Annotated in this window: 15 protein-coding genes and 5 pseudogenes; 8 read left to right on the top strand and 12 right to left on the bottom strand. The window is 69.7% G+C overall.

The features are described from left to right. Nucleotides 1-41: 41 nt before the first annotated feature. The 3 genes and pseudogenes from fbaA to ACFY1U_RS15850 all read left to right on the top strand — a co-directional run. Nucleotides 42-1064 carry a class II fructose-bisphosphate aldolase gene (gene fbaA, locus ACFY1U_RS15860; protein WP_099930337.1) on the top strand — a complete coding sequence of 341 codons (1023 nt, stop codon included), beginning with the start codon at nt 42-44 and terminating at the stop codon, nt 1062-1064. Nucleotides 1065-1133: 69 nt separating this feature from the next. Continuing rightward, nucleotides 1134-2600 (top strand): MFS transporter, encoded by a 1467-nt coding sequence (locus ACFY1U_RS15855; protein WP_390694713.1) that lies wholly within the window; start codon nt 1134-1136, stop codon nt 2598-2600. Nucleotides 2601-2695: 95 nt separating this feature from the next. Next, nucleotides 2696-2839 (top strand): annotated as a pseudogene (locus ACFY1U_RS15850) (DUF3151 family protein); the annotation flags it as partial. 88 nt (nt 2840-2927) lie between these two features. On the opposite strand, the gene ACFY1U_RS15845 reads toward ACFY1U_RS15850, so the two are convergent. After that, nucleotides 2928-3347, bottom strand: coding sequence for a DUF3151 domain-containing protein (locus ACFY1U_RS15845; RefSeq protein WP_390694712.1), 420 nt, complete (start codon nt 3345-3347; stop codon nt 2928-2930). A gap of 122 nt (nt 3348-3469) precedes the next feature. On the opposite strand from ACFY1U_RS15845, the gene ACFY1U_RS15840 reads away from it, so the two are divergent. Both ACFY1U_RS15840 and ACFY1U_RS15835 read left to right on the top strand, forming a co-directional pair. Continuing rightward, the gene (locus tag ACFY1U_RS15840) at nt 3470-4918 is read left to right on the top strand and encodes a recombinase family protein (protein ID WP_390694711.1); all 1449 of its coding nucleotides are present in this window, start codon (nt 3470-3472) and stop codon (nt 4916-4918) included. A 67-nt stretch (nt 4919-4985) separates the two neighbouring features. Beyond that, nucleotides 4986-5180: pseudogene (locus ACFY1U_RS15835) on the top strand (DNA mismatch repair protein MutT); the annotation flags it as partial. A gap of 75 nt (nt 5181-5255) precedes the next feature. Here ACFY1U_RS15835 and ACFY1U_RS15830 read toward each other — a convergent pair. Beyond that, nucleotides 5256-5516 (bottom strand): annotated as a pseudogene (locus ACFY1U_RS15830) (sigma factor-like helix-turn-helix DNA-binding protein); the annotation flags it as partial. Between ACFY1U_RS15830 and ACFY1U_RS15825 the strand changes: the two are divergent. Next, nucleotides 5489-5903: pseudogene (locus tag ACFY1U_RS15825) on the top strand (GNAT family N-acetyltransferase); the annotation flags it as partial. The pseudogenes ACFY1U_RS15830 and ACFY1U_RS15825 sit on opposite strands and share 28 nt — an antisense overlap. 258 nt (nt 5904-6161) lie before the next feature. Here ACFY1U_RS15825 and ACFY1U_RS15820 read toward each other — a convergent pair. The 4 genes from ACFY1U_RS15820 to ACFY1U_RS15805 form a co-directional block, all read right to left on the bottom strand. After that, the gene (locus ACFY1U_RS15820; protein ID WP_390694710.1) at nt 6162-6842 is read right to left on the bottom strand and encodes an IMP cyclohydrolase; all 681 of its coding nucleotides are present in this window, start codon (nt 6840-6842) and stop codon (nt 6162-6164) included. A 19-nt stretch (nt 6843-6861) separates the two neighbouring features. Continuing rightward, nucleotides 6862-6996 (bottom strand): hypothetical protein, encoded by a 135-nt coding sequence (locus tag ACFY1U_RS15815; protein WP_390694709.1) that lies wholly within the window; start codon nt 6994-6996, stop codon nt 6862-6864. Between the two features lie 298 nt (nt 6997-7294). Beyond that, the gene (locus ACFY1U_RS15810) at nt 7295-7813 is read right to left on the bottom strand and encodes a hypothetical protein (RefSeq protein ID WP_390694708.1); all 519 of its coding nucleotides are present in this window, start codon (nt 7811-7813) and stop codon (nt 7295-7297) included. A gap of 13 nt (nt 7814-7826) precedes the next feature. Beyond that, nucleotides 7827-11231 carry a DNRLRE domain-containing protein gene (locus tag ACFY1U_RS15805; RefSeq protein WP_390694707.1) on the bottom strand — a complete coding sequence of 1135 codons (3405 nt, stop codon included), beginning with the start codon at nt 11229-11231 and terminating at the stop codon, nt 7827-7829. Nucleotides 11232-11624: 393 nt separating this feature from the next. Here ACFY1U_RS15805 and ACFY1U_RS15800 point away from each other — a divergent pair. Then, nucleotides 11625-11717 (top strand): annotated as a pseudogene (locus tag ACFY1U_RS15800) (DUF3151 domain-containing protein); the annotation flags it as partial. Here the strand turns inward: ACFY1U_RS15800 and ACFY1U_RS15795 are convergent. The 6 genes from ACFY1U_RS15795 to ACFY1U_RS15770 all read right to left on the bottom strand — a co-directional run bounded on the left by ACFY1U_RS15795 (nt 11714) and on the right by ACFY1U_RS15770 (nt 18868). Continuing rightward, a complete protein-coding gene (locus tag ACFY1U_RS15795) occupies nt 11714-13006 on the bottom strand; it encodes an MFS transporter (protein ID WP_390694706.1) in 1293 nt (430 codons plus the stop codon). The pseudogene ACFY1U_RS15800 and the gene ACFY1U_RS15795 sit on opposite strands and share 4 nt — an antisense overlap. Then, on the bottom strand, nt 13003-14232 hold the full coding sequence (locus ACFY1U_RS15790) for an ATP-grasp domain-containing protein (RefSeq protein ID WP_390694705.1): 1230 nt from the start codon (nt 14230-14232) through the stop codon (nt 13003-13005). The genes ACFY1U_RS15795 and ACFY1U_RS15790 overlap by 4 nt, the downstream gene beginning before the upstream one ends. Nucleotides 14233-14293: 61 nt before the next feature. Beyond that, nucleotides 14294-15391: a hypothetical protein gene (locus ACFY1U_RS15785; RefSeq protein WP_390694704.1), complete on the bottom strand. Its 1098-nt coding sequence runs from the start codon at nt 15389-15391 to the stop codon at nt 14294-14296. Beyond that, nucleotides 15388-17199, bottom strand: coding sequence for a B12-binding domain-containing radical SAM protein (locus tag ACFY1U_RS15780; RefSeq protein WP_390694703.1), 1812 nt, complete (start codon nt 17197-17199; stop codon nt 15388-15390). The genes ACFY1U_RS15785 and ACFY1U_RS15780 overlap by 4 nt, the downstream gene beginning before the upstream one ends. Then, nucleotides 17196-18092 (bottom strand): homocysteine S-methyltransferase family protein, encoded by an 897-nt coding sequence (locus tag ACFY1U_RS15775; protein ID WP_390694702.1) that lies wholly within the window; start codon nt 18090-18092, stop codon nt 17196-17198. Before ACFY1U_RS15775 ends, ACFY1U_RS15780 begins: the two co-directional genes overlap by 4 nt. Further along, nucleotides 18089-18868, bottom strand: coding sequence for a hypothetical protein (locus tag ACFY1U_RS15770; protein ID WP_390694701.1), 780 nt, complete (start codon nt 18866-18868; stop codon nt 18089-18091). The genes ACFY1U_RS15775 and ACFY1U_RS15770 overlap by 4 nt, the downstream gene beginning before the upstream one ends. A gap of 128 nt (nt 18869-18996) precedes the next feature. Here ACFY1U_RS15770 and ACFY1U_RS15765 point away from each other — a divergent pair, with 128 nt between their 5' ends. Next, nucleotides 18997-19464 (top strand): response regulator transcription factor, encoded by a 468-nt coding sequence (locus tag ACFY1U_RS15765; protein WP_390694700.1) that lies wholly within the window; start codon nt 18997-18999, stop codon nt 19462-19464. The last annotated feature ends 52 nt before the right edge of the window (nt 19465-19516 follow it).

Genomic DNA, 19516 nt, shown 5'->3' with positions numbered 1-19516 from the left:
GTACGCAGCACGCCAACCCGCACATACCAAGGAGCGGACAGATGCCCATCGCAACTCCCGAGGTCTACAACGAGATGCTGGACCGGGCGAAGGCAGGCAAGTTCGCCTACCCGGCGATCAACGTGACCTCGACCCAGACCCTGCACGCGGCCCTGCGCGGTTTCGCGGAGGCGGAGAGCGACGGCATCATCCAGATCTCGACGGGTGGCGCCGAGTTCCTGGGCGGTCAGTACAGCAAGGAGATGGTGACCGGCGCGGTCGCCCTCGCCGAGTTCGCGCACATCGTGGCCGAGAAGTACCCGGTCACGGTCGCCCTGCACACGGACCACTGCCCCAAGGACAAGCTCGACGGGTACGTACGTCCGCTGCTCGCGGTCTCCGAGGAGCGCGTGAAGGCCGGCGGCAACCCGCTCTTCCAGTCGCACATGTGGGACGGCTCCGCGGAGACCCTCGCCGACAACCTGTCCATCGCCCAGGAGCTCCTGGAGCGCGCCCGCGCCGCGAAGATCATCCTCGAGGTCGAGATCACCCCGACCGGCGGCGAGGAGGACGGCGTCTCGCACGAGATCAACGACTCCCTGTACACGACGGTCGACGACGCCATCCGCACGGCGGAGGCGCTCGGCCTGGGCGAGAAGGGCCGCTACCTGCTGGCCGCGTCCTTCGGCAACGTGCACGGCGTGTACAAGCCGGGCAACGTCGTCCTGCGCCCCGACCTGCTGAAGGAGCTGAACGACGGCGTGGCCGCCAAGTTCGGCAAGGCCTCCCCGTTCGACTTCGTCTTCCACGGCGGCTCCGGCTCCACGGAGGAGGAGATCCGCACCGCGCTGGAGAACGGCGTGGTCAAGATGAACATCGACACGGACACGCAGTACGCCTTCACGCGCCCCGTCGCCGACCACATGTTCCGCAACTACGACGGCGTCCTGAAGGTCGACGGAGAGGTCGGCTCCAAGAAGACCTACGACCCGCGCACCTGGGGCAAGCTGGCCGAGGCGAGCATGGCCGCCCGTGTCGTCGAGGCCACGCAGAACCTGCGCTCGGCCGGTACGAAGATCAAGTAAGGCCGTCTTACACGAAGGTCTTTGGCGAGCCCGGTGCTACGGCACCGGGCTCGCTGTATACCTGGGGGCATGCCCGACGTCCGGATCGCCACCCCGCAGGGCAAGTGGATCCTGCTGACCACCGTGCTCGGCTCCAGCATGGCGATGCTGGACTCGACCGTCGTCAACGTCGCCCTGCCGCGCATCGGCCGCGATCTGGACGCGAACCTCGCCGCCCTCCAGTGGACGGTCAACGCGTACATGCTGACGCTGGCCGGGCTGATCCTGCTCGGCGGCTCCCTCGGCGACCACTACGGCCGCCGCAAGGTCTTCGTGATCGGGGTGGTGTGGTTCGCGTCGGCGTCCCTGCTGTGCGGCCTCGCGCCGAACGCGGGCGTGCTCGTCGCGGCCCGCGCGCTGCAGGGGGTCGGCGGGGCGCTCCTGACGCCCGGCTCCCTCGCGCTGATCCAGGCGTCCTTCCACCCCGACGACCGGGGCCGGGCGGTGGGCCTGTGGTCCGGCTTCGGCGGGATCGGCGCGGCGGTCGGCCCGTTCCTGGGCGGCTGGCTGGTGGACGGCCCCGGCTGGCGCTGGGTCTTCCTGCTCAACGTCCCGCTGGCGCTGCTGTGCGCCCCCATCGCCGTACGCCATGTCCCCGAGTCCGCCGACGGCCGTACCCATGGCCGCTTCGACGTGCTCGGCGCGGTCCTCGGCGCACTGGCGCTCGCGCTGGTGACGTACGCGCTGATCGAGGCCCGGCAGGGCTCCCTCGTGGTCGCCGTCACCGCGGTCGCCGGGCTGGCGGCGGGCGTGGCCTTCGTGTACGTCGAGAAGCGCCGCCCGGACCCGATGATGCCGCTGGACATCTTCAAGTCCCGCCAGTTCACGGCCGTCAACCTGGTCACGCTCTGCGTCTACGCGGCCTTCAGCGGCTTCTTCTTCCTCACCGCCCTCCAGCTGCAGGTCGCCGTGGGCTGGTCGCCCCTCGCCGCCGGTACGGCCCTGCTGCCGACGACCGTCCTGATGCTGCTGTTCTCGGCCCGCTCGGGCGCCCTCGCCGACCGCATCGGGCCGCGCATCCCGCTCACCGTCGGCCCGCTGCTGTGCGCGGCCGGGATGCTGCTGATGCTGAGGGTCGGGCCGGGCGCCTCGTACGTGCTCGACGTCCTGCCCGCGGTCCTGGTCCTCGGCTCGGGCATGGTCACCCTGGTGGCACCGCTGACGGCCACCGTCCTCGCCTCCGTGGACACCGCGCGGGCGGGCCTGGCCAGCGGCATCAACAACGCGGCGGCCCGCGCGGCCGGCCTGATCGCGGTGGCCGCACTGCCGCTGCTCGCGGGCATGGGCCCCGAGGCCTACCGCTCGGCGACCGCCTTCGACGACGCCTTCCACCGCGCGATGCTGCTGTGCGCGGGCGTCCTGGTGCTCGGCGCGGTCGTCGCCTTCGCGACGGTACGCCCGCTGCCCCCCGGCTGCCGCCGCCCGGAGTGCCGCACCCACGGCTCGGTCACGGCGCCGCCGCTGGAGGGGGAGCGGGCGAGGAAACGGATCGGGTAGGTCTTTCAGCCGGTCCGGCGTTTGAGGACAAGGCCCCTCAAGGGCCGAAGCGGGGGCCTGGGGGCGGCAGCCCCCGGCAAGGGCGACACTGGTGGCTGGCCTGGGCCCAGCTGGCCGACGAGGCGTTCGAGCGGGGCAGCGTCGTGGAGTCGTACGCCTACGCCCGCACGGGCTACCACCGTGGCCTGGACGCCCTGCGCCTCAGCGGCTGGAAGGGCCATGGCCCGGTGCCCTGGGAAAAGGGGGCTATATGTGATCGTATTGTTTCTGTTCCGTGCCGCCGCCGCTGCCTGAGTGACGGCGGCACAGACGTTTGAACTGCGGTGACTACCGCTTCAGTTCGGTGTATGCCTCGGTGCTGCTGTCCTTGAGGAACTGCCAGCAACGCTCCGTCTCGTCCTTCTCGTCGATCTCGCCGGCGGCGCGGGCGAGGGCGGCAAGACAGCGCAGGAACCCGCGATTGGCCCGGTGGTCCCAGGGGATGGGCCCATGTCCCTTCCACCCGGCCCGGCGCAGCGCGTCCAGGCCACGGTGATAGCCGGTGCGCGCGTACGCGTACGACTCGACCACTCGGCCCGCCTCGAAGGCGTCGTCGGCGAGCATGGCCCAGGCGAGAGAGAACGTGGGGTACTTCGCCGCCACCTCGGCCGGTGACCGGGACTCCTCGCCCAGCAGGCGGTACGCCTCTTCGTTCTCCGGGAGGTACGTCGGATCCGGACCGCCGAGCAGGTTCTTGTGCGTCGTCATGCCGCCAGTCTGCCACTTGTGGCCAGGCGTTCGGGACGTCCGTCCAAGGAATCGGCCGTGGTCCGAGAGTAAATGAGAACGGCGGTTGATGTGCCTGATCGCGATGTGCGACGATCTGGCGCATGGCGGCACGACGGGGGTCCTCCGGGGCCATACAGGTGGGCATCTACACCCGGATCAGCAAGGACGACGAGACCGAAGGGCTGGGCGTCGCGCGGCAGGAGGAGGACTGCCGACTGCACTGTGCCGCCAGGGGCTGGGAGGTGGCCAGGGTCTATGAGGACAACGACCTCTCGGCGTACAAGCGCAAGACCGTGCGCCCGGAGTTCCGCCAGATGCTGGAGGACCTCAAGGCGGGGCGGATCGACGGAGTCGTCGCCTGGGACATCGACCGCTTCACACGCCAGCCACGCGAACTGGAGGCGTGGATCGACGAGTACGAGGATGCCGAGCGCCGCAAGCGCCACCTCGTCTTCGACTCCGTGTCGGCGTCTGACATCGACCTGTCCACGGAGAATGGCCGGTTCATCGCGCGGATCAAGGTCACCATCGCCAACAAGTCCTCGGCGGACACGTCGAAGCGGACCAAGCGCAAGCACCTGGAACTGGCGGCTAAGGGCAACCTCCCGGGTGGCCGGGCGCCGTACGGCTGGAACCGCGAGGATCGCAGGACGCTGGTACCGGACGAGGCGGAGAACCTCCGCAAGGCCGTGAGGGACTTCCTGGGCGGCGTCCGATGGGCGTCCATCGCGCGCGAGTGGCGTGACAAGGGGGTCAGGTCGCACAGCGGTGGCGTCTTCGACGACTCCAAGATCAAGCGGATGCTCGTGAACCCGCGGATCTGCGGTTACCGGATGCACCAGGGGGAGTTGTTCCTGGACGAGCACGGTGCCCCGGTCGTCGGCGACTGGGAGCCGATCGTCACCCCCGACGAGTGGTACCTGCTCATGGAGAAGGTACGGAAGGAGTCGGAGGGGCGCAGCGCACGGGACTACGCCACCAAGTACCTGCTCTCCGGTATCGCTCGGTGCGGTCGATGCGGCGCCAAGATGCGGGCCTTCCCGTCCTACCGGAAGTCGAAGACGTCATCCCAGTTCCGGTACGCGTGCCCGGGCAAGAACGACGGGGGATGCGGGGGAGTGGCCAGGGCCGGCGAACCGGTTGACCGCCTCATCAGGAACGCCGTGTTCCTCAGCTCGGACAAGGCGCTGGCGCACGTGCGCCAGCGTGCGCCTGAGTGGACGAAGGAGGAGCAACTCGCCTCCCTGGAACGGGACATGGCCGAGTTCAAGCAGGCTTGGCAGGAGAAGCGCATGTCAGCCGCTCGCTATATCGCGCTCACCGAGGACCTGGAGAAGCAGATCGCGGAACTGCACCGGGAACGTTCGCTGCACCGCGCCGAGGTCGCGACCTTCGAAGTCGGGCCCATCGACATACGGGAGCGGTGGGAGAAGCTGACGATCGAGCAGCAGCGCGCGGCTGTCCTCAAGGTCTTCCGTGCCGTCGTCGTCAAGCCCGCATCGAACGGGCCGATCTTCGACCCTGCGGACATCGAGCCAGTGCTCAGGTGACGTGGAGAAGCCGGGCCCCGTTGCGGTTGGGGCCCGGCTTCGTTCGTTGCCCGGGGCGTGGAGGCTCCACGGCTTCCTCACCGTGGTCTTCGCCGCCCATGAATGGACCGGCGAACCAGAGAACCGCGAGCCTCGAAAGCACGTCCAGGTCTGCTGGGTGGATGCCGATGCCATCCCCGACGAGTTCGTGGACACCACTGCCAGCGCCCTCCATCGCTATCTCACGGGTGGCCCGCAGTTGTCCCTCGACGGCTGGCAGTAGCTCATCCGTTCTCGGCCGTGCCCTGCTGGGCGGGGATCAGTTCGCACTGATCCTGGCCGCCGACGGTGGCCCGGATCACCGCGATCCGGGCCGTCGCCGTACGGAATGTCGGGCCGCGGCAGCCACCGGCGTGCAGTGCTCGGCCTCGTCCAGCCACTCGATCAGCGAGGTGCGAGTGCGGGCGACCCGTGAGCGCACCGTGCCGATCGGGCAGTCGCTGACGTGCGCCGCTTCCGCGTAGGGGAGACCCAGCATCTGGGTGAGGACGAATGCCTCGCGGCGGTCACGGGGGAGCGTGTCCAGCAGTGGCCGAAGTACGCGCCCTGCTCCTCCACCTGCCGAACTACGCCGTCACCGCGTTCGGCGAGCGCCTTGACCGGCATAGCGCCGAGCCGGGGTTCACAGCCGTCCTCGCGTGCGCAGGCGGACATCCAGTCGGCTACGCCTACGGCAACACCATCGAGCACGGCGACCGCTACTGGCAGCGCACCAGCCCGACGCCGGCGGAGAAGTACACTGAGCGCCCGGAGATGGCCTTGAAGGAGATCGGCGTCCGGCCGGCCTGGCGGAAGACCGGCACCGCACGCCGCATCCACGATGCCCTCCTCGCCACCCGTGACGAGCCCTACGTCACGCTCATGGTCAACCCGGCCGCCGGTGACGGAAAGCCAGCCGTCATCTGCGTCACCGATCCTCACCGTAATGATCCGCGCCAATTGTTGACTGACGCCACAGGGCGAAACCCAGCTCCGAGCGTCGAGCGGGGCAGCAGTTCTGCACGCATTCGACACCGATGCGTGTTCACCGACCTGTAGGACCCCGCCTCCCTGGTCCACTTCGACAAATGCCAGTTCGCGGGGGAGACCCAGACCCACCCGCAGGCTCTTCCCCACGTGGCCCGCCACCGCAGCAGCATCCTGTTCGCGATGCCCAGCCTGTGAGCCGGATCGATGCCCATCATTACGGTGTTATCCAATCGAGTCAGGCGTGGCGAGTGGGTCCCTGAACGCCGGTGATCGGTGCGAACGCGGTCGCGGCGACCACGAAGCGCGGGTCCAGCGCCGCCCACACGTCCTCCAGCAGCGCGTCCGCGTCTTGGGCGTCAGTGTTCAAGTCAAAGTGGCGGCGGGCTGTCGAAATGGTGTCTCCGTCCGATTGGTAGGTGCTCAGCATCACGGCCTGCCCGAGAGCCAGGTTGCCCAGCGCGACAACGGTGGTGTCCGCGCTCTCCCGCTCGCCCTCCGGGCGGCGTGCCGCGCCGAACCAGGATCGTTGGCCGACGCGGTCCACGACTGCGGTGATCCGCGGCGTGCAGATCGGCAGGTCCGGCTCGTAACTGAGGTCCTCCAGCGCACTGCCGGGCGGGAGGCCCTTCGCCAGCCGAGCGGCAACCTCAGACACCTGTTCCCCGTTGCCATAGACGGTCCATCGCTCGTCCGCGGTCGCGGCGGCGTAGTGCCGAAGGGTGTCGTGGCTCGTGGCGCCGACAGGCACCACGTTCAGGTCACCGGACGGGGTGAGTTCCATCCGACGAGCCCGGGATGCCTCACTCCGTCCGGTGAGCGCGTACCCGGCGGTGAGTTCTCCGTTCAAGGTCCGTGCCAGCAAGATGAGCCGACCAGGATAGGGGTTGTCTCGAAGGGCTTCCAGGATCGTGCTCATGCGCCAGCGCCTTTCAGATTCAACTCGGTACGAGAACTTCCAGACGGAAGATCGAGGCGAGTATCACACCAAGGCGCGCGAGCGCTTCGGCGGCGCCTTGGCAGCGGTCCAGGAGGACGAACACGCCGACCACCTCGTGCTCGGCTTCGCGCATGGCCTCGACGCAGCGCAGGCCGACATCTGTCGTACTCCTCTGCCTCGGCCAACGAGTCGCTGGCCTCCAGGTTCGCTGCGCTCGGCGAAGACCCACCACGGCTTCCGGTGTTGCGGCAAGGGCGCTCACAGCGCGCCCCGTAACACCGGTCGCAGGCGACGCAACCTCGCATCCTCGCAGGACTCGCGAGCTGATAGATCGCGTGAACCGGACATCGGCGATCGAAGCCTTGCCCGGCGAGCACGTGGGCTCGCCGGGGCTGTCTGCTGTTACAGGCCGCCCGGGCGCGGCTGTCGGGTCAGAACTTCTTGAAGGCGACCTTATTCCCCTGCTTGTCCATCGGTTGGGGCGTGCTCAGCAGCGTTCCGGCGGCCTTGCTCGGCCACCCCGCTGGTTCGATGAAGAACCAGTAGCGGCCAGCAGGCAGGCCGCTACCGTGGGGGAACGGGACGGATTTGACCACGGTGTGACTTGCCACTTTGATCGCGGTGGCATTCTCCGGGAGCGGTCCGTACACGACCGTGGCGTTTTCCGCGCCGGGCTCCTGTCCGCCTGACCAGTAGCCGCCCGATGGGCTGCTGTCGAAGCCGCAACCTCCGGACGACCAGTCTCCGCTGACTTCCGGCCCCCTGGGGCCGTCCACCGTCAGACACAGCCCCTCATCGCTCAGGTACGCATCCAACTGCCAGCGCACACCATGGGTGACGTGCTTGGACAGCACGACGTAGTCGGGGAGGTGAGGGCCCTTCGCCGAACAGCCGACCAGAAACGCGGAGACCAGCAAGGCGACCGGTCCCATGGTGAGGAGACGTCTCATGGCGTCGGCCTCATCAGCTCTCGGTGGGCTGGGTGGCCCACGCATGAAGGTGAGGGTTTGCTTGCTGCCAGCTCATGACGTCTTTGACCTTCCATATCGGTTCGTTTTTGCGCGTTCTGGAGTGCTGGGTCACGTAGACGTTGCTGCCGGTGACCTTGGTGATGACCGCCGCGTGGCTGATGCCTGCCGAACTGGTGCCGGTCCAGTTGACCCAGACGATGTCTCCGGGGCTCGCGTAGTGCGGGGACTCGAAGTAGGCGCCCTGTATCTTCTCGAACTGGTAGAGATCGTGGGCGACGGTCCAGGAGTGGCTCCAGCTGCGCCCCAAGCGGGTCTCGAAGAACCAGTACTTGTCGTTGGATGTGCTGGGATGCGTGCCCCGGAAGCCGGCGGCGTCGTACTTCATCGGGAACCCGCCCCCGTAGAACAGCGCTCGGGAGGCGAAGTCGGTGCAGTCGTCACCGAACCCGTTGTAATCGATGTTGACGTGGTTCAACGCCCAGGAGGAAATGGCTGCATCGCCGCCGCTCCCGCCCCCGGGATCGGTGACCCCCGGGGCGAGGACGGCGTGGCCGTTGCTGTCGAGCATCCACTCCGGGGTGCCGTCGGAGGCGGAGTTCTGGGCGCTGGGCGCTGTTGCTGTCTGGTTGGTGGATTCCGTGACGGGGTCCAGGACTGCTTCGGCGTCGACGAAGCCGGTGATGAAGGGCGTGCCGGAGGCGTTGAAGAAGAATTCGTCGTCGTCGGTGCTCTCCCCGGGGGTGGACTGCGAGGCGCCGCTGCTGGTGTCCACGGTGGTGAAGGTCTCGTCGGCCGTGGTGAAGACCTCGGTGGTGCTGCTGCCTGAGGGGTGTACGACGAGGGTGTTGGACAGAGTGGTGGTGTCCTGGGTGTCCTGTTCGTCGTTGGCCTGTTCCAGGGCGGCAATGGCGGTGTCCGTGTCCGCTCCGTAGCTCAGCTCGGTGGAGAAGGACGGGGAGAAGCTGTACCGGGAGGCGACGACGGAACTACTTGCTGTGGCGCTCTCCTGGAGCTGGTCCTTGGCGTTGAGGAACTGGCTGATGGTCTGGGTGTACTGAGAGGTTCCTCCGGGCACCGCTTGCGGTGTCGCCGCGGCCGTGGTGTCGCTGGAGCCTGTGCCGACCTGGTTGGTGGCGGACACGGCGAATGTGTAGGCCGTACCGTCGGTGAGGCCAGTGATGACGGCGTGCAGTCCGTCCGTGGTGACCTGTTGGGCGACTTGGCCGGATGGGGCGAGGGCCTTGATCGTATAGGTGAGGCCGTCGCCAGTGGCATCGAGATAGCCGCTGTCGGCCGGCGGTGACCAGGTGAGGACAGCTCCGCCGTCGCCAGGCGTCGCGGTGGCGTTCGCCGGGGCGCTGGGAGCGGTCGGCGCCGTGTACACGACGCTGATCGTCGGCCGCTCGGCACTGGGGACCGAGCTGGCTGAGGAGTAATAGACGGTGCCGGTGGTGGCTGTGGACTGGTCGTCGGCCTGAAGGACGAGTCCGTCGTTGGGCAAGCCACCACTCAGCCAGCTCGCCACCAAGGGTGTGACGTCATAGGAGGCACTGGCTTCCGTTCCCGAGGCGATGGGACCGGATGTGTCCTCCCGGGCCAGCATTCCGGCCCCCGTCGTCTGCGCGGTCACGTCGCCGTCCGCCTGCTCGACATCAAGGGTGTCGCCGGTGCATCCGCCGAGGCAGCCCTGTTGCGTGAGGGACAGGGTGGCGCTGTAGACGGTGGAACCCGCCGGAATGGCGGACAGATCCGCCTTGATCGCCGACGCCCAATGGTTGGTTCCGTCGCCGCCGACCTTCAAGGTGGTCGTAGCGGTGTTTACAGCGCAGGCGGCCCCGGCGCAGCCGGTCGCGTCAGTGATGGCGTCCTCGCTGGTGATGCCCGAGACGGGGAGCGTGGTGGTGACAGCGGTGGCCGGCACGGAGCCTGAACCAGAGCCGGAGGAAGGCCCGGTGAAGGTGAAGTTCTGGGTGGAACTGGGCGCGGAGCAGAGAGAGGCGTAGCAGGCGAGCATGTACCAGCTGTAGGTCCGGCCGGCTGTCAATGTCCCCTCGGGAATCATGTAGGTGACCCGCTCACCGGACGGCACGGTCCCGATCGCGGTCGGCGTTTCGCCGACCGGGTTGCCGGACGAGTCCTGGACGAAGATCTCGCCGGTCACCGAGTCGCCGGTCGGACCGTAGACCACTCCCGACACAATCGGGGTCGTGGTATCCGTTCCGGTCGTCGCCAGGTCCGTCGGGATGGACGGTTCGATCGCCGAGAACCAGCCCTCCAGATCGACGATCAGATCGACCGTGCCCGAACTGCTGTTGTACACGCTGATCTTGCCCGAGGTGCCAGGCTGGACGATGGCGAGATCGGCTCGCGACGAGCCCGGCTGGAAGTTGCCCACCGACGTGTCCGGAGTCGGCTGCCCGGTGGGCCAGACACGCAGATAGCCCGCGGCCTGCTGGTCAGTGGTTGTCAGATTCAGGACGACACCACCGACGCCGTAGACGGGCAGGCCGTTGGTGCCGCCCACCGCCACGGCCACGGTGCCGTGCGCCGGGATGGAGGTGGTGGTCCGGGTGTCGAGCAGCCGCGCCTGGACCGGGGTGAAGCCACCGCCCTGCGTCACACCGGGACTGAAGTACCCATAGATGTCGATAACGACATCGATGGACTGGGTACTCGACCCGTTCTTGACGGTGATCTGCCCTCCCGAACCCACGGCGACGGTCGCCGCGCTCGCGGTGGTGGCGTCTACGTAGTCCAGGGCGGGCTGACCGGTAGATCCTCCGGCGGCGTACGCGTACAGAGAGCCGGCGGCTGCCGGCGAGGGCACTGTGAGGTTCACGAAGACCGCTGAAGCGTCGGCGATTCCGTCCACGCCGTCCATCTGCACATTGATGCTGCCGCCTGGAGCAAGTTGCGCCTCGGCGGCACCCGTTCCGTCCCGGGTATCGACCAGACGGGTCTGCGTCACGGGGACATAGCCGCCCGGTGCTGCCCCGGAGGACGAGGTGAAGTAGCCGCTGACATCCACGACCACGTCGACGGTCCCGGACGAGTTGTAGACGTCGACTTTCCCATCGGACCCGAGCGCCACGAGCACGGTGTTGCTGATTTTCTGTCCGGTGTGAAAGTTGATCACTGATCCCGGACTGGGCCGTGAGGAGCCGTCCGGCCACAACTCCATGTAGCTCGACGTCGAAGTCGGGTTCACGGCCACCACGTTGAGGGACAGGGCGGATACCCCACTTGCCGGGATGCCCCCTTGCCCCAGCACCTGGAACGACTTCGTCGTCGTCGCTCCGAGAGAGGAGGAGATGCCGAGCCCCGACGAAGTGTCGACGATCTTGGCTGACGGTGAGATCGGCACGAACTCGCCGCCCGAACCAGATGCGACAGCCACCGCTGGACTGAGTCCTCCCAACCCCAGTGCAAGCAGTACAGCGGACAGCACCACCGCCAGACGTCTCCGAGTCCTGACGGATCTTCGGCTTCGTCCCCCCTGCTTGCGTACACGGCGTATGGCCGACCTGATCGTGATCATCATGACTTGCCCCTTGTTCGGCAAATTTCACCGAATCTTCAGATCAGTCAGAGTCAAGATCAATACGGGATCTGCCAAGCCTTGGCCAAGGTTTCCCCGGCTAGCTGCCCACGCCCCCCTGTACCTCGACAGGACACCATCGGGGGCGAGATGGGCGACGTACAGTCCCTGCGCGCCCACCCGGCCCACGCCGCCGTCCTGCTGAACCGAACGAACCGGGCCGACGCCACGCGGACCGGTCCCGACGCCGACGCCCGCGAAGCTCTCACCGAGCAGGAGGAGTACGAGCGCTGCACCCAGTTCCTGAAGGACTCCTCGCCGACGGCGGCCCAGACCCTGGGCTAGCGGTCCGCCGCTGTTGCCTCTCGGGCCCGCCCGGTGTGACCGGGCGGGCCTTGCGCCGCCCGGCCGAGCGCCGCGCTGAGCAGGGTGCCCAGGAGAGCCACTGCCGCGAACACGGTCCACAGGGCGGAGGCGGAGGCGAGCAGCAGCAGGGCTCCCGCGGCCGGTACGGCCACGGAGGCGATGGACCAGGAGGCCTGGTACACCGCCATGCAGGGGGCTTCCATCCCGGGCGGTGCGAGCTCGGCCGCTTGTCCGTCGCTGGTCGGGGCGATCACGATCTCGCCGAAGGTGTACACCGCCATCGAGGCGAGCGCCAGGGCGACGGCGGCCGCCGGCGCGGCCGTGTCCCGCAGCGGGGGGACCAGCGCGAACCCCAGCCCGGCGGCCGCGTACAGGGCACCGCCCACGGCCATCATGCGCGGTGCACCGCGGTCCGCCGTCCGTTTCACCAGCGACTGCTGGAACAGCACGACGAGGGCGCCGTTCAGAGCCAGTACCGTGCCGGCCACCCAGCCGCCCAGTCGGGCGCCGTCGACCAGATAGAGACCGGTGAATGTCGAGACCAGCGTGGCGCACACCGTGAAGCAGGTCTTGGCGCCGGTCAGCAGCGCGAAGCCCGGCAGGCGCAGCACCTGAAGGGTGCCGGTCCTGGGGGCGGCGGGCCCCGGGGCGGAGGGACCGGCGGCGGCCTGTGCGGCCGTCTGTCCCCGCAGCCGCAGCAGTACGACGGCGGTGACGGCGAAGCTCGCCGCGTCGACCAGCGCGATCACCCGCAGTCCGGCCGAGCTGTGCGCCGAGGCCAGCAGGCCGCCGGCGAGGGACCCCAGGCACAGGCCGACGTTGCGGGCCCAGCCCACCGTGCCGAAAGCACGGCGCGACGCGGGCCCTCGGGAGAGCCGGGCGATCGTGGCGCCGAGCGAGACCCACGCCGCCTTGTCGAGTACGGCCGACAGGGCCAGCGCGCCCACGGCCGCGGGCGCGGGCAGGGTCACCGTGTACAGGACGAACAGCGGGGCGCGCACGGCGTTGACCAGGATGAGCGAGCGCAGGTGACCCACCGACTGCACAAGCCGTCCCAGGGCCGTGCCCGACACGATGAGCGCCAGGTTCACCACGGTGAGCGTGCTGCCGACGGAGGTGACGCCGAGGTCCTGCACGCGCACGAAGTACAGCAGCGCGAAGGGCATGAACATCCCCGACCCGACCGCGTCGACGATCATCGCCGACATGAACAGCCGGGGCAGAGGTCCGTCCTCCCGGTCCCCCGACCGGGTCGGCGTGCGACTCACGCGTCGGGCACCTTGGTCAGCCCGAGGAGGCCGAGCAGCCGGGAGTTCGCCTCGGCCAGCTGTGCCAGGGTCTCGCCGCGGTCGGGGCCGCTGCCCAGGACATAGCCGGCCCGCCACCAGTTGGCGTCCACGCTCGCCAGGACCGACCCGGGCGGCAGCAGTCGCTCCGCGTGGGTGACGAGCGGCAGGCCCTCGCGGACCCCGGCCATCGTGGGGGCGTCCGCGACGGTTCCGGTACCCGCCACGAACTCCACCGCCGCCACCTGGGGGGCGGCACCGGGCCGAACGCGCACGGGGTTCTCCTCGCCGAGCGCGAGCGACAGGGCGGCGTCGTACAGGTCGACTCCGGTGGCGCGCAGCAGTACGTCGCTGATCAGGCCGCCGGCGGGGCGGAAGGCGATCTCGATGAGGTGCCAGCGGTCGCCGTCGCGCTTGGCCTCCAGGTGGAGCACGGCGCTGTCGATGTCCAGCGCCTTGGCCACGTCGTCGACGAAGCGGGTGGCGGAGGGGACCAGTTCGCGCTGTACGGCGGGGTCGATCACATGCCGTGTCTCGACGAAGGACGGCGGCGCGGTGCAGGTCTTCTCGGTGACCCCGACGAACAGGGTGCGCCCGGCCGACACCACGGCCTCCAGGGAGAGCTCCGGACCCGGCACGAAGTGCTCGACCAGCGCGTGGGGCTGACCGGTCGTGGACATCACGGCCGCGAGGGCGGCGGGCAGTTCGGCGGGGTCGGCCACGCGTCGGATGCCGAGGCTGGCCGCACCGTCGACGGGCTTGACGATGACCTCGCCGGACGGAGCGGAACGCAGCAGCGCCTCGGCCTCGGCGGGGTCGGCGGTGAGCACGAAGGGCAGTCCGGCACCGGTACCGGCGAGCCGGCGCCGTACGTCGGCCTTGTGGGCGAGCTCGTCGGCCACGGCCGCTCCGGCACCGGGCAGTCCCCACTCCCGCGCGAGGCGGGCCGCGATGCGGGTGCCCCAGTCGTTGAAGGCGAGGACGCCGTCGGCCCGGCCCGCGAACGACTTCAGGCGGTCCAGGTCCGGACCCGGATCCTGATGGTCCGTCAGGCGCCAGGCGTGGTTCTCGGTGGCCAGCCGGTCGTAGCGGGAGTAGGCGGTCTCGTCCACGAGGATCGTGTCGACCCCTCTGCGCTCCGCCGCCGCGAAGAAGCGTTCACGCAGGGGGCCGATGCCGATGATCAGGACGGTGGGGCGTGCGTTCAAGGCACTCTGCTCCTTCACGGGTGGTTCAGCGGGCACGGGTGGTTCGGCGGGCACGGGTGGTTCAGCGGGTTTCTCGGGCGGTGAACGCCGCGTCCGTGCGGCGCAGCAGGGCGGTGTGGGCCCGGGCGGCGGGCGGTACGGCGCTCAGCAGCGGACTCGCCGTGGCGCCCCGGTGCAGCTTGGCCGTCGCGGTGCCCGTGCTGAGCAGCACACCGCGGGCCCCGCTGTCCCGGGCCAGGCGCGCCATCAGGTGGTAGGCGACGTGGAAGTACGCGCCGATCTCCTTGCTTCCGGGGCCGAGTCCGACCATGCGCGGCAGCACGTCGCGGGCGCCGATGAGCGCCGTCGAACTGGCGACGGCGTTCCCGTGCCGGTCCCGTACGAGTGCCACGCAGTAGCGGGAGCCGAAGGCGTGCCGCAGGCCCTCGTTGACGCGCAGCAGCCGGGCCGGGTCACCCGGGATGCCGTGCTTCTCGTCCGAGCACGCCTCAAGGTGCGCGACCTCCTGCTGGATCCGGTCGGTCACCTCGGCGCCCCGGTGGATCTCGGCGCTCGCGCCGGCCTGTGCCAGGGACGCCAGTTCCCGCCGTAGCCGGCTCCGGCGGTGCGCAGAGAAGCCCGCCAGATAGGCGGTCTCGTCCGGCCCGACGTCCGCGATGCGGTAGTAGTGGTCGGTGACTCCCACGCTCCAGCCGCGCCGCCGCAGGGACGGAAGGACGGGGTCGTCCGCGTCGAGGTGCAGGAAGGTGAGCAGCCGCCCCTGCCGGTGCGCGTACTCCTCGAGGGCGGTCAGCAGCGCGTCCGCGTCGAACTTCGCACCGCGCGCGGGAAACACGGACTGCCCGTACCCGAGGGCGCAGACGTTGAGCTGGCGCAGCCCTTCGGTCCTGGCCCGTGCGATGTCCGCTTCGGGCTGCTCCACGTCGCGGCCCCTGCCTGCGGCCACGTCGGTGCAGTTCATCCGGGGGAAGCCGGAGTGGTCGTCCTGGGTGCGCACCGCGCAGGCGGCGCCCGCGCCGGGTATCTCCAGAAACCGCACCCCGTCCTCGGGCCAGCGGTTGGCGGTGAGCCAGGCCCGTGAGGACCTGGGGTCCGCCGGGTCGGCACTCCAGTACGCGTCGGGCAGACCGTCCGCCGTCGCATGTTCCGTGACCGTCACATCGTCACCGCTTCCACTCCGTTGCGCACCTGCCCCCAGCGCGCCCTCGACTCCCGGTGGATGCGCCAGATGTGGTCCTCCGTCAGCAGCCGTGAGACGACACCCGGATACGCCTCCTCGAAGAAGGAGTACGGCGGGGGCACCTCAACTCCCTCTGAACCGTAGTCGAGTTGATCCTCCATGCCGTGCCGGCGGGTGATCTCCGTGCCCGGGTGGTACGTCAGGATGTTGGGGCTGGCGAGCATCAGATAGCCGTCGTCGATGAGCCGGCCCACCTCCTCGATGGTCTCGCCGATGCTGTCCTCGGTCTCACCGTCGAGCCCGAAGAGGACCGAACTGCCCACCCGGATCCCGTGGTCGCGCAGCAGCCCCAGTGCCCGGCGCACCCGCTCCTTCCACGGCGTGGTGCGCCGGACGTTCTTGTGGACGTGCCGCATGACCTGCTCGGACATGCTCTCGATGCCCACGTAGACATAGCTGCAGCCGGCCCGGCGCATCGCGGTCAGACCCGCGCGTACGATCTCGGGCTTCGGGCCGGTGAGCACGTCGACGGTGAGCTGGGCACCCCACTGCAGGTCGGCGAGACCGCGGTCGATCTGCCGCGCCTCGGCCAGCTCGGCGCAGAACCGCCCGATGCGGGGCCAGGAGCCGGACCAGAAGATCGAGTCGTCGAAGAAGGCGGCCTCGGCGCCGTACTCGACGTACTCCCGCAGCCGCTCCACCGCCATCCCGGTGTCGCCGGCAACCGGGCGCCGCACCTGGCCCAGCAGGGCGGACTCCGAGCAGAAGGTGCACCGCATAGGGCAGGTGCCGGAGACCAGGACATGGGCGCACCGGGCGACCGTGCCGTCGTCCCTGGTGAAGATCGGGAAGCGGGAACGGATCAGGAACGGGGCGTACGGCGACGGGTTCCGCTCCGCAGGTACGGGCGGGCCGTCCACCGCGAACGCGATCCAGCCGGCGGTGCCGCGGACGAGGATGCTGCCACGTCCGTACTCCTGCCCGCCCTCGCCCGCCATCCGCTCCAGCTCGGCGGCGACCGGGCCGGTGCCGGCCACGCGGGTGGCCGGGTCCATGGCGCGGGCGACGGCCCGCAGGGTGAGGTCGAGCAGGGGGCCGCCGTCGCCGCTGACGAGGACGTCGACCGGGCCGGCGGTGCCGGTGGCGCTGGGCGCGAGGTGCACCTGCGCCGGCTGCTCGCGGCGCACCGTCTCGTCCGCGTGGCGGCCGCCCAGCACCACCAGGGCGGTGGGGCATTCCTCCTTCACCAGGGCGGCGATCTCCAGGGCGTAGCGGTGCGCCGGGGAGACGGCGCTGATCAGGACGACGGAGGGGGTGCGCCGGCGCAGCAGGCCGAGGAGGTCGGCGCGCGTCCGCGGGGTCCACGTCCGGGGGTCGAAGACGGTGTCGTCGGTGGTCCGCACCTCGGTCTCCAGCCGGCGGGAGACGTCGGGGCGCTCCTTCTTGCCGGGCAGGGCGGGCCAGAGCGGACACAGATCGTTGTAGACGTCGGTGGACCCGAAGGGGTCGGTGAACGAGGCCGTCGCCCGGACCATGGGGTAACTCAGCGCCGAATACAGGGCCATGGGGTCGCCGGGATAGGCGACGTCGTTGTCCGCGTCGGTGATCACCGGCGCGAGGATCGCCAGCACACCGAAGGCGCGCGCCGCCCCGGCGACCTCGGATCCGGCGCGCTCGGCCGCCGCCCGGACCTGTTGGCGGCGCGCCCGCAGGACAGGGCCGGTGTCCCGGCTGCCGATGTGCAGGAGGCCGGATCCGAACGTGGCTCGTACCTGAAGCGCCGTCACGCCGCTGACCTTTCCTTCCACTTGTCCGACAGGGCGCCGATGTGCGCGGGGGTCGTTCCGCAGCAGCCGCCGACGAAGGCCGGCGCGAACCCGGCGGCCCAGCCGTGTGCCAGGTCGGCGAAGACCGTGGGCGACAGGGCGGGCGGCAGCGTGTGGGCGCTGTGCTCCCACGGGCCGAGCGCGGCGCGGTCCTCCAGGTTGGGGTAGACGCCGACCGGTACGCCGAGGCCGGACAGCCGCTCCAGGGCGCGGGGGACGGCGGCGGGGGGCAGGCAGTTGGCGGCCACGGCAGCCGCTCCGGCGTCGACGCAGGCCCGCGCCGCCTCGTCGAGCGCGTCACCGTCGGGGAGCGTGATCTCGTCCGTGACCACGAAGCTCACCCAGGCCGTCAGCCCGCGCCGCACTGCGGCCTCGACCGCGATCACGGCCTCGCGGCGGGTGCACTGCGTCTCCACGAGGACGAGGTCGGCTCGCGTCCCGGCGAGCACCCCGGCCAGCCATCGGTGCTCGCGGCGCAGGGAGTCGTCGTCCGGGGTCAGCGCCGGGGTGTAGCAGTCCTCGACGGGGGCGACCGAGGCGGCCACCAGGGCGTGCGGGGTGCCGGCGGCCTCCCGGGCCCGTACCGCACAGGCCACGGCCCGGTGCACGTACTCGCGCTGTTCCGCCTCGGCCACGCCCATGCGGGACAGGGCGCGGGTGTTCGTGCGGAAGGTGTTGGCGGTGACGACGTCGCTGCCGCTGCGCAGGAAACGGGCGTGCACCTCGACCAGCGCGTCCATCCCGGCCGCGGTCCGCAGGGGCGCGCTGGTGAGCCACGGTTCGAGCATGGGGATCCCGGCCGCCTGCAGGCCGGTGGCCGTGCCGCCGTCGAGGATCCTGGGGAGCGGGCTCATACCGTCTCCCTGCATTTCTCTGTTCTTCCGGCGCTGCCCCAGGCGAGGAATTCCGCGACCCATTCGGCCGGCATCAGATTGATCTTCTGCTCGGCGAAAGGGCGTTGTTCGGGAGCGATCCAGTCGTCGTCGCCGCGGCGTGGAACCGAGCCGTCGGGTCTGGTGATGTGCGGGCCGTGGTAGAACCAGGCGATCTGCCCGACGAACTCGTTCAGCACCGCACGGTGGATGCCGGGCGAGAACATCCTCAGATGCGCGTAGGCCACGGAGAGTTCACCGCGCAGATCGAACGGGGCGCGCATCAGGTAGTGCCCGAAGTAGTCGTGCGTGGCGCGCAGGACGTCGTTGTGGAGGGCCGGCGTTCCGTCGATCTCGGTGCCGGACGGCGCGAGGAGCGGGTTGTCCGGGTCCTCGTAGCCCTCCGGGCCGTGTCCGTGCGCCGTGGGGAACACCTGCAGGTCCTCGCCGGCGTCCAGGGCGCGGCACAGCTCCCGGGACGAGGTGTAGGGCTGTCCGGAACCCCGGAAGAAGCGCACCTTCAGCCCCATGCCGGTCATACAGGCGAGCTGGGTCCGGGCTTCGCCTGCCATCTGCAGGTACTGACCGCGGGCGTCGGGATCGTCGGGGCGGCTGGGTTGCTCATGGAAACGCAGCGCGATTTTCCGCACCAGGTCTTCCGGGACGCCGGACGCCGCGAAGGGAGAACCGACCCAGTCGTGTTCCAGACCGGTGCGGCGAAGGTACCGCCGGGAGACCTCGCAAACATCAACGACCATGGCGTCCATGGTTGTTGCGGCCGTCCGCCGGGGCATGCCGCAGGATCCGGGGACACCGTTTCCGGGGACATGACGGAACGGGAGCGCACCGGTATCGATTCGGGAAGGCGCGGGGCGACCGTTGCCCCATGCGAACAGCGATATGTGAGCGGCGGCCGTTGGTGCTCATGGGGTTGGTGCAGCTCCTGAGCACCCAGACGTCCTGTGAGGTGGTGTTCACCTCGACCGAGGGGGTGCCCGCTGCCGGGGACCGGAGCACCTTCGACGTACTGGTCGTCGGGGAGAGCCTGGCGGACGGGATGCCGGGGACACCGGAGTCCGAGGTGGTGGTCGTCCGGGCGGACGCGACCGCGGAGGAGGTGCTGCGGGCGGTGTCCGAGGCCGCGGGGGAACGCGCGGGGTCCGCCACGTTGTCTCCGCGGGAACAGGAAGTGCTGCGTTTCATCGCGCTGGGGATGACCCACGGTCAGGTGGCGCGGCGCATCGGGATCAGTCACCACACCGTCGACACCTACGTGAAGCGGGTGCGATCGAAGTTCAGCGTGGGAAACAAGGCCGAACTCACTCGAATCGCCCTCGGTTTGGCACCCCTTTGAACGAACGTTTACTTGCGGCCGGGAACTGTGAATTTGGCCGTACCCTCCGTCA

The sequence above is a fragment of the Streptomyces sp. NPDC001351 genome (assembly GCF_042896045.1).
Classification (GTDB): domain Bacteria; phylum Actinomycetota; class Actinomycetes; order Streptomycetales; family Streptomycetaceae; genus Streptomyces.
Note: the sequence above shows the minus strand (reverse complement) of the source record. Positions and strands in the feature narration are given on the sequence as shown.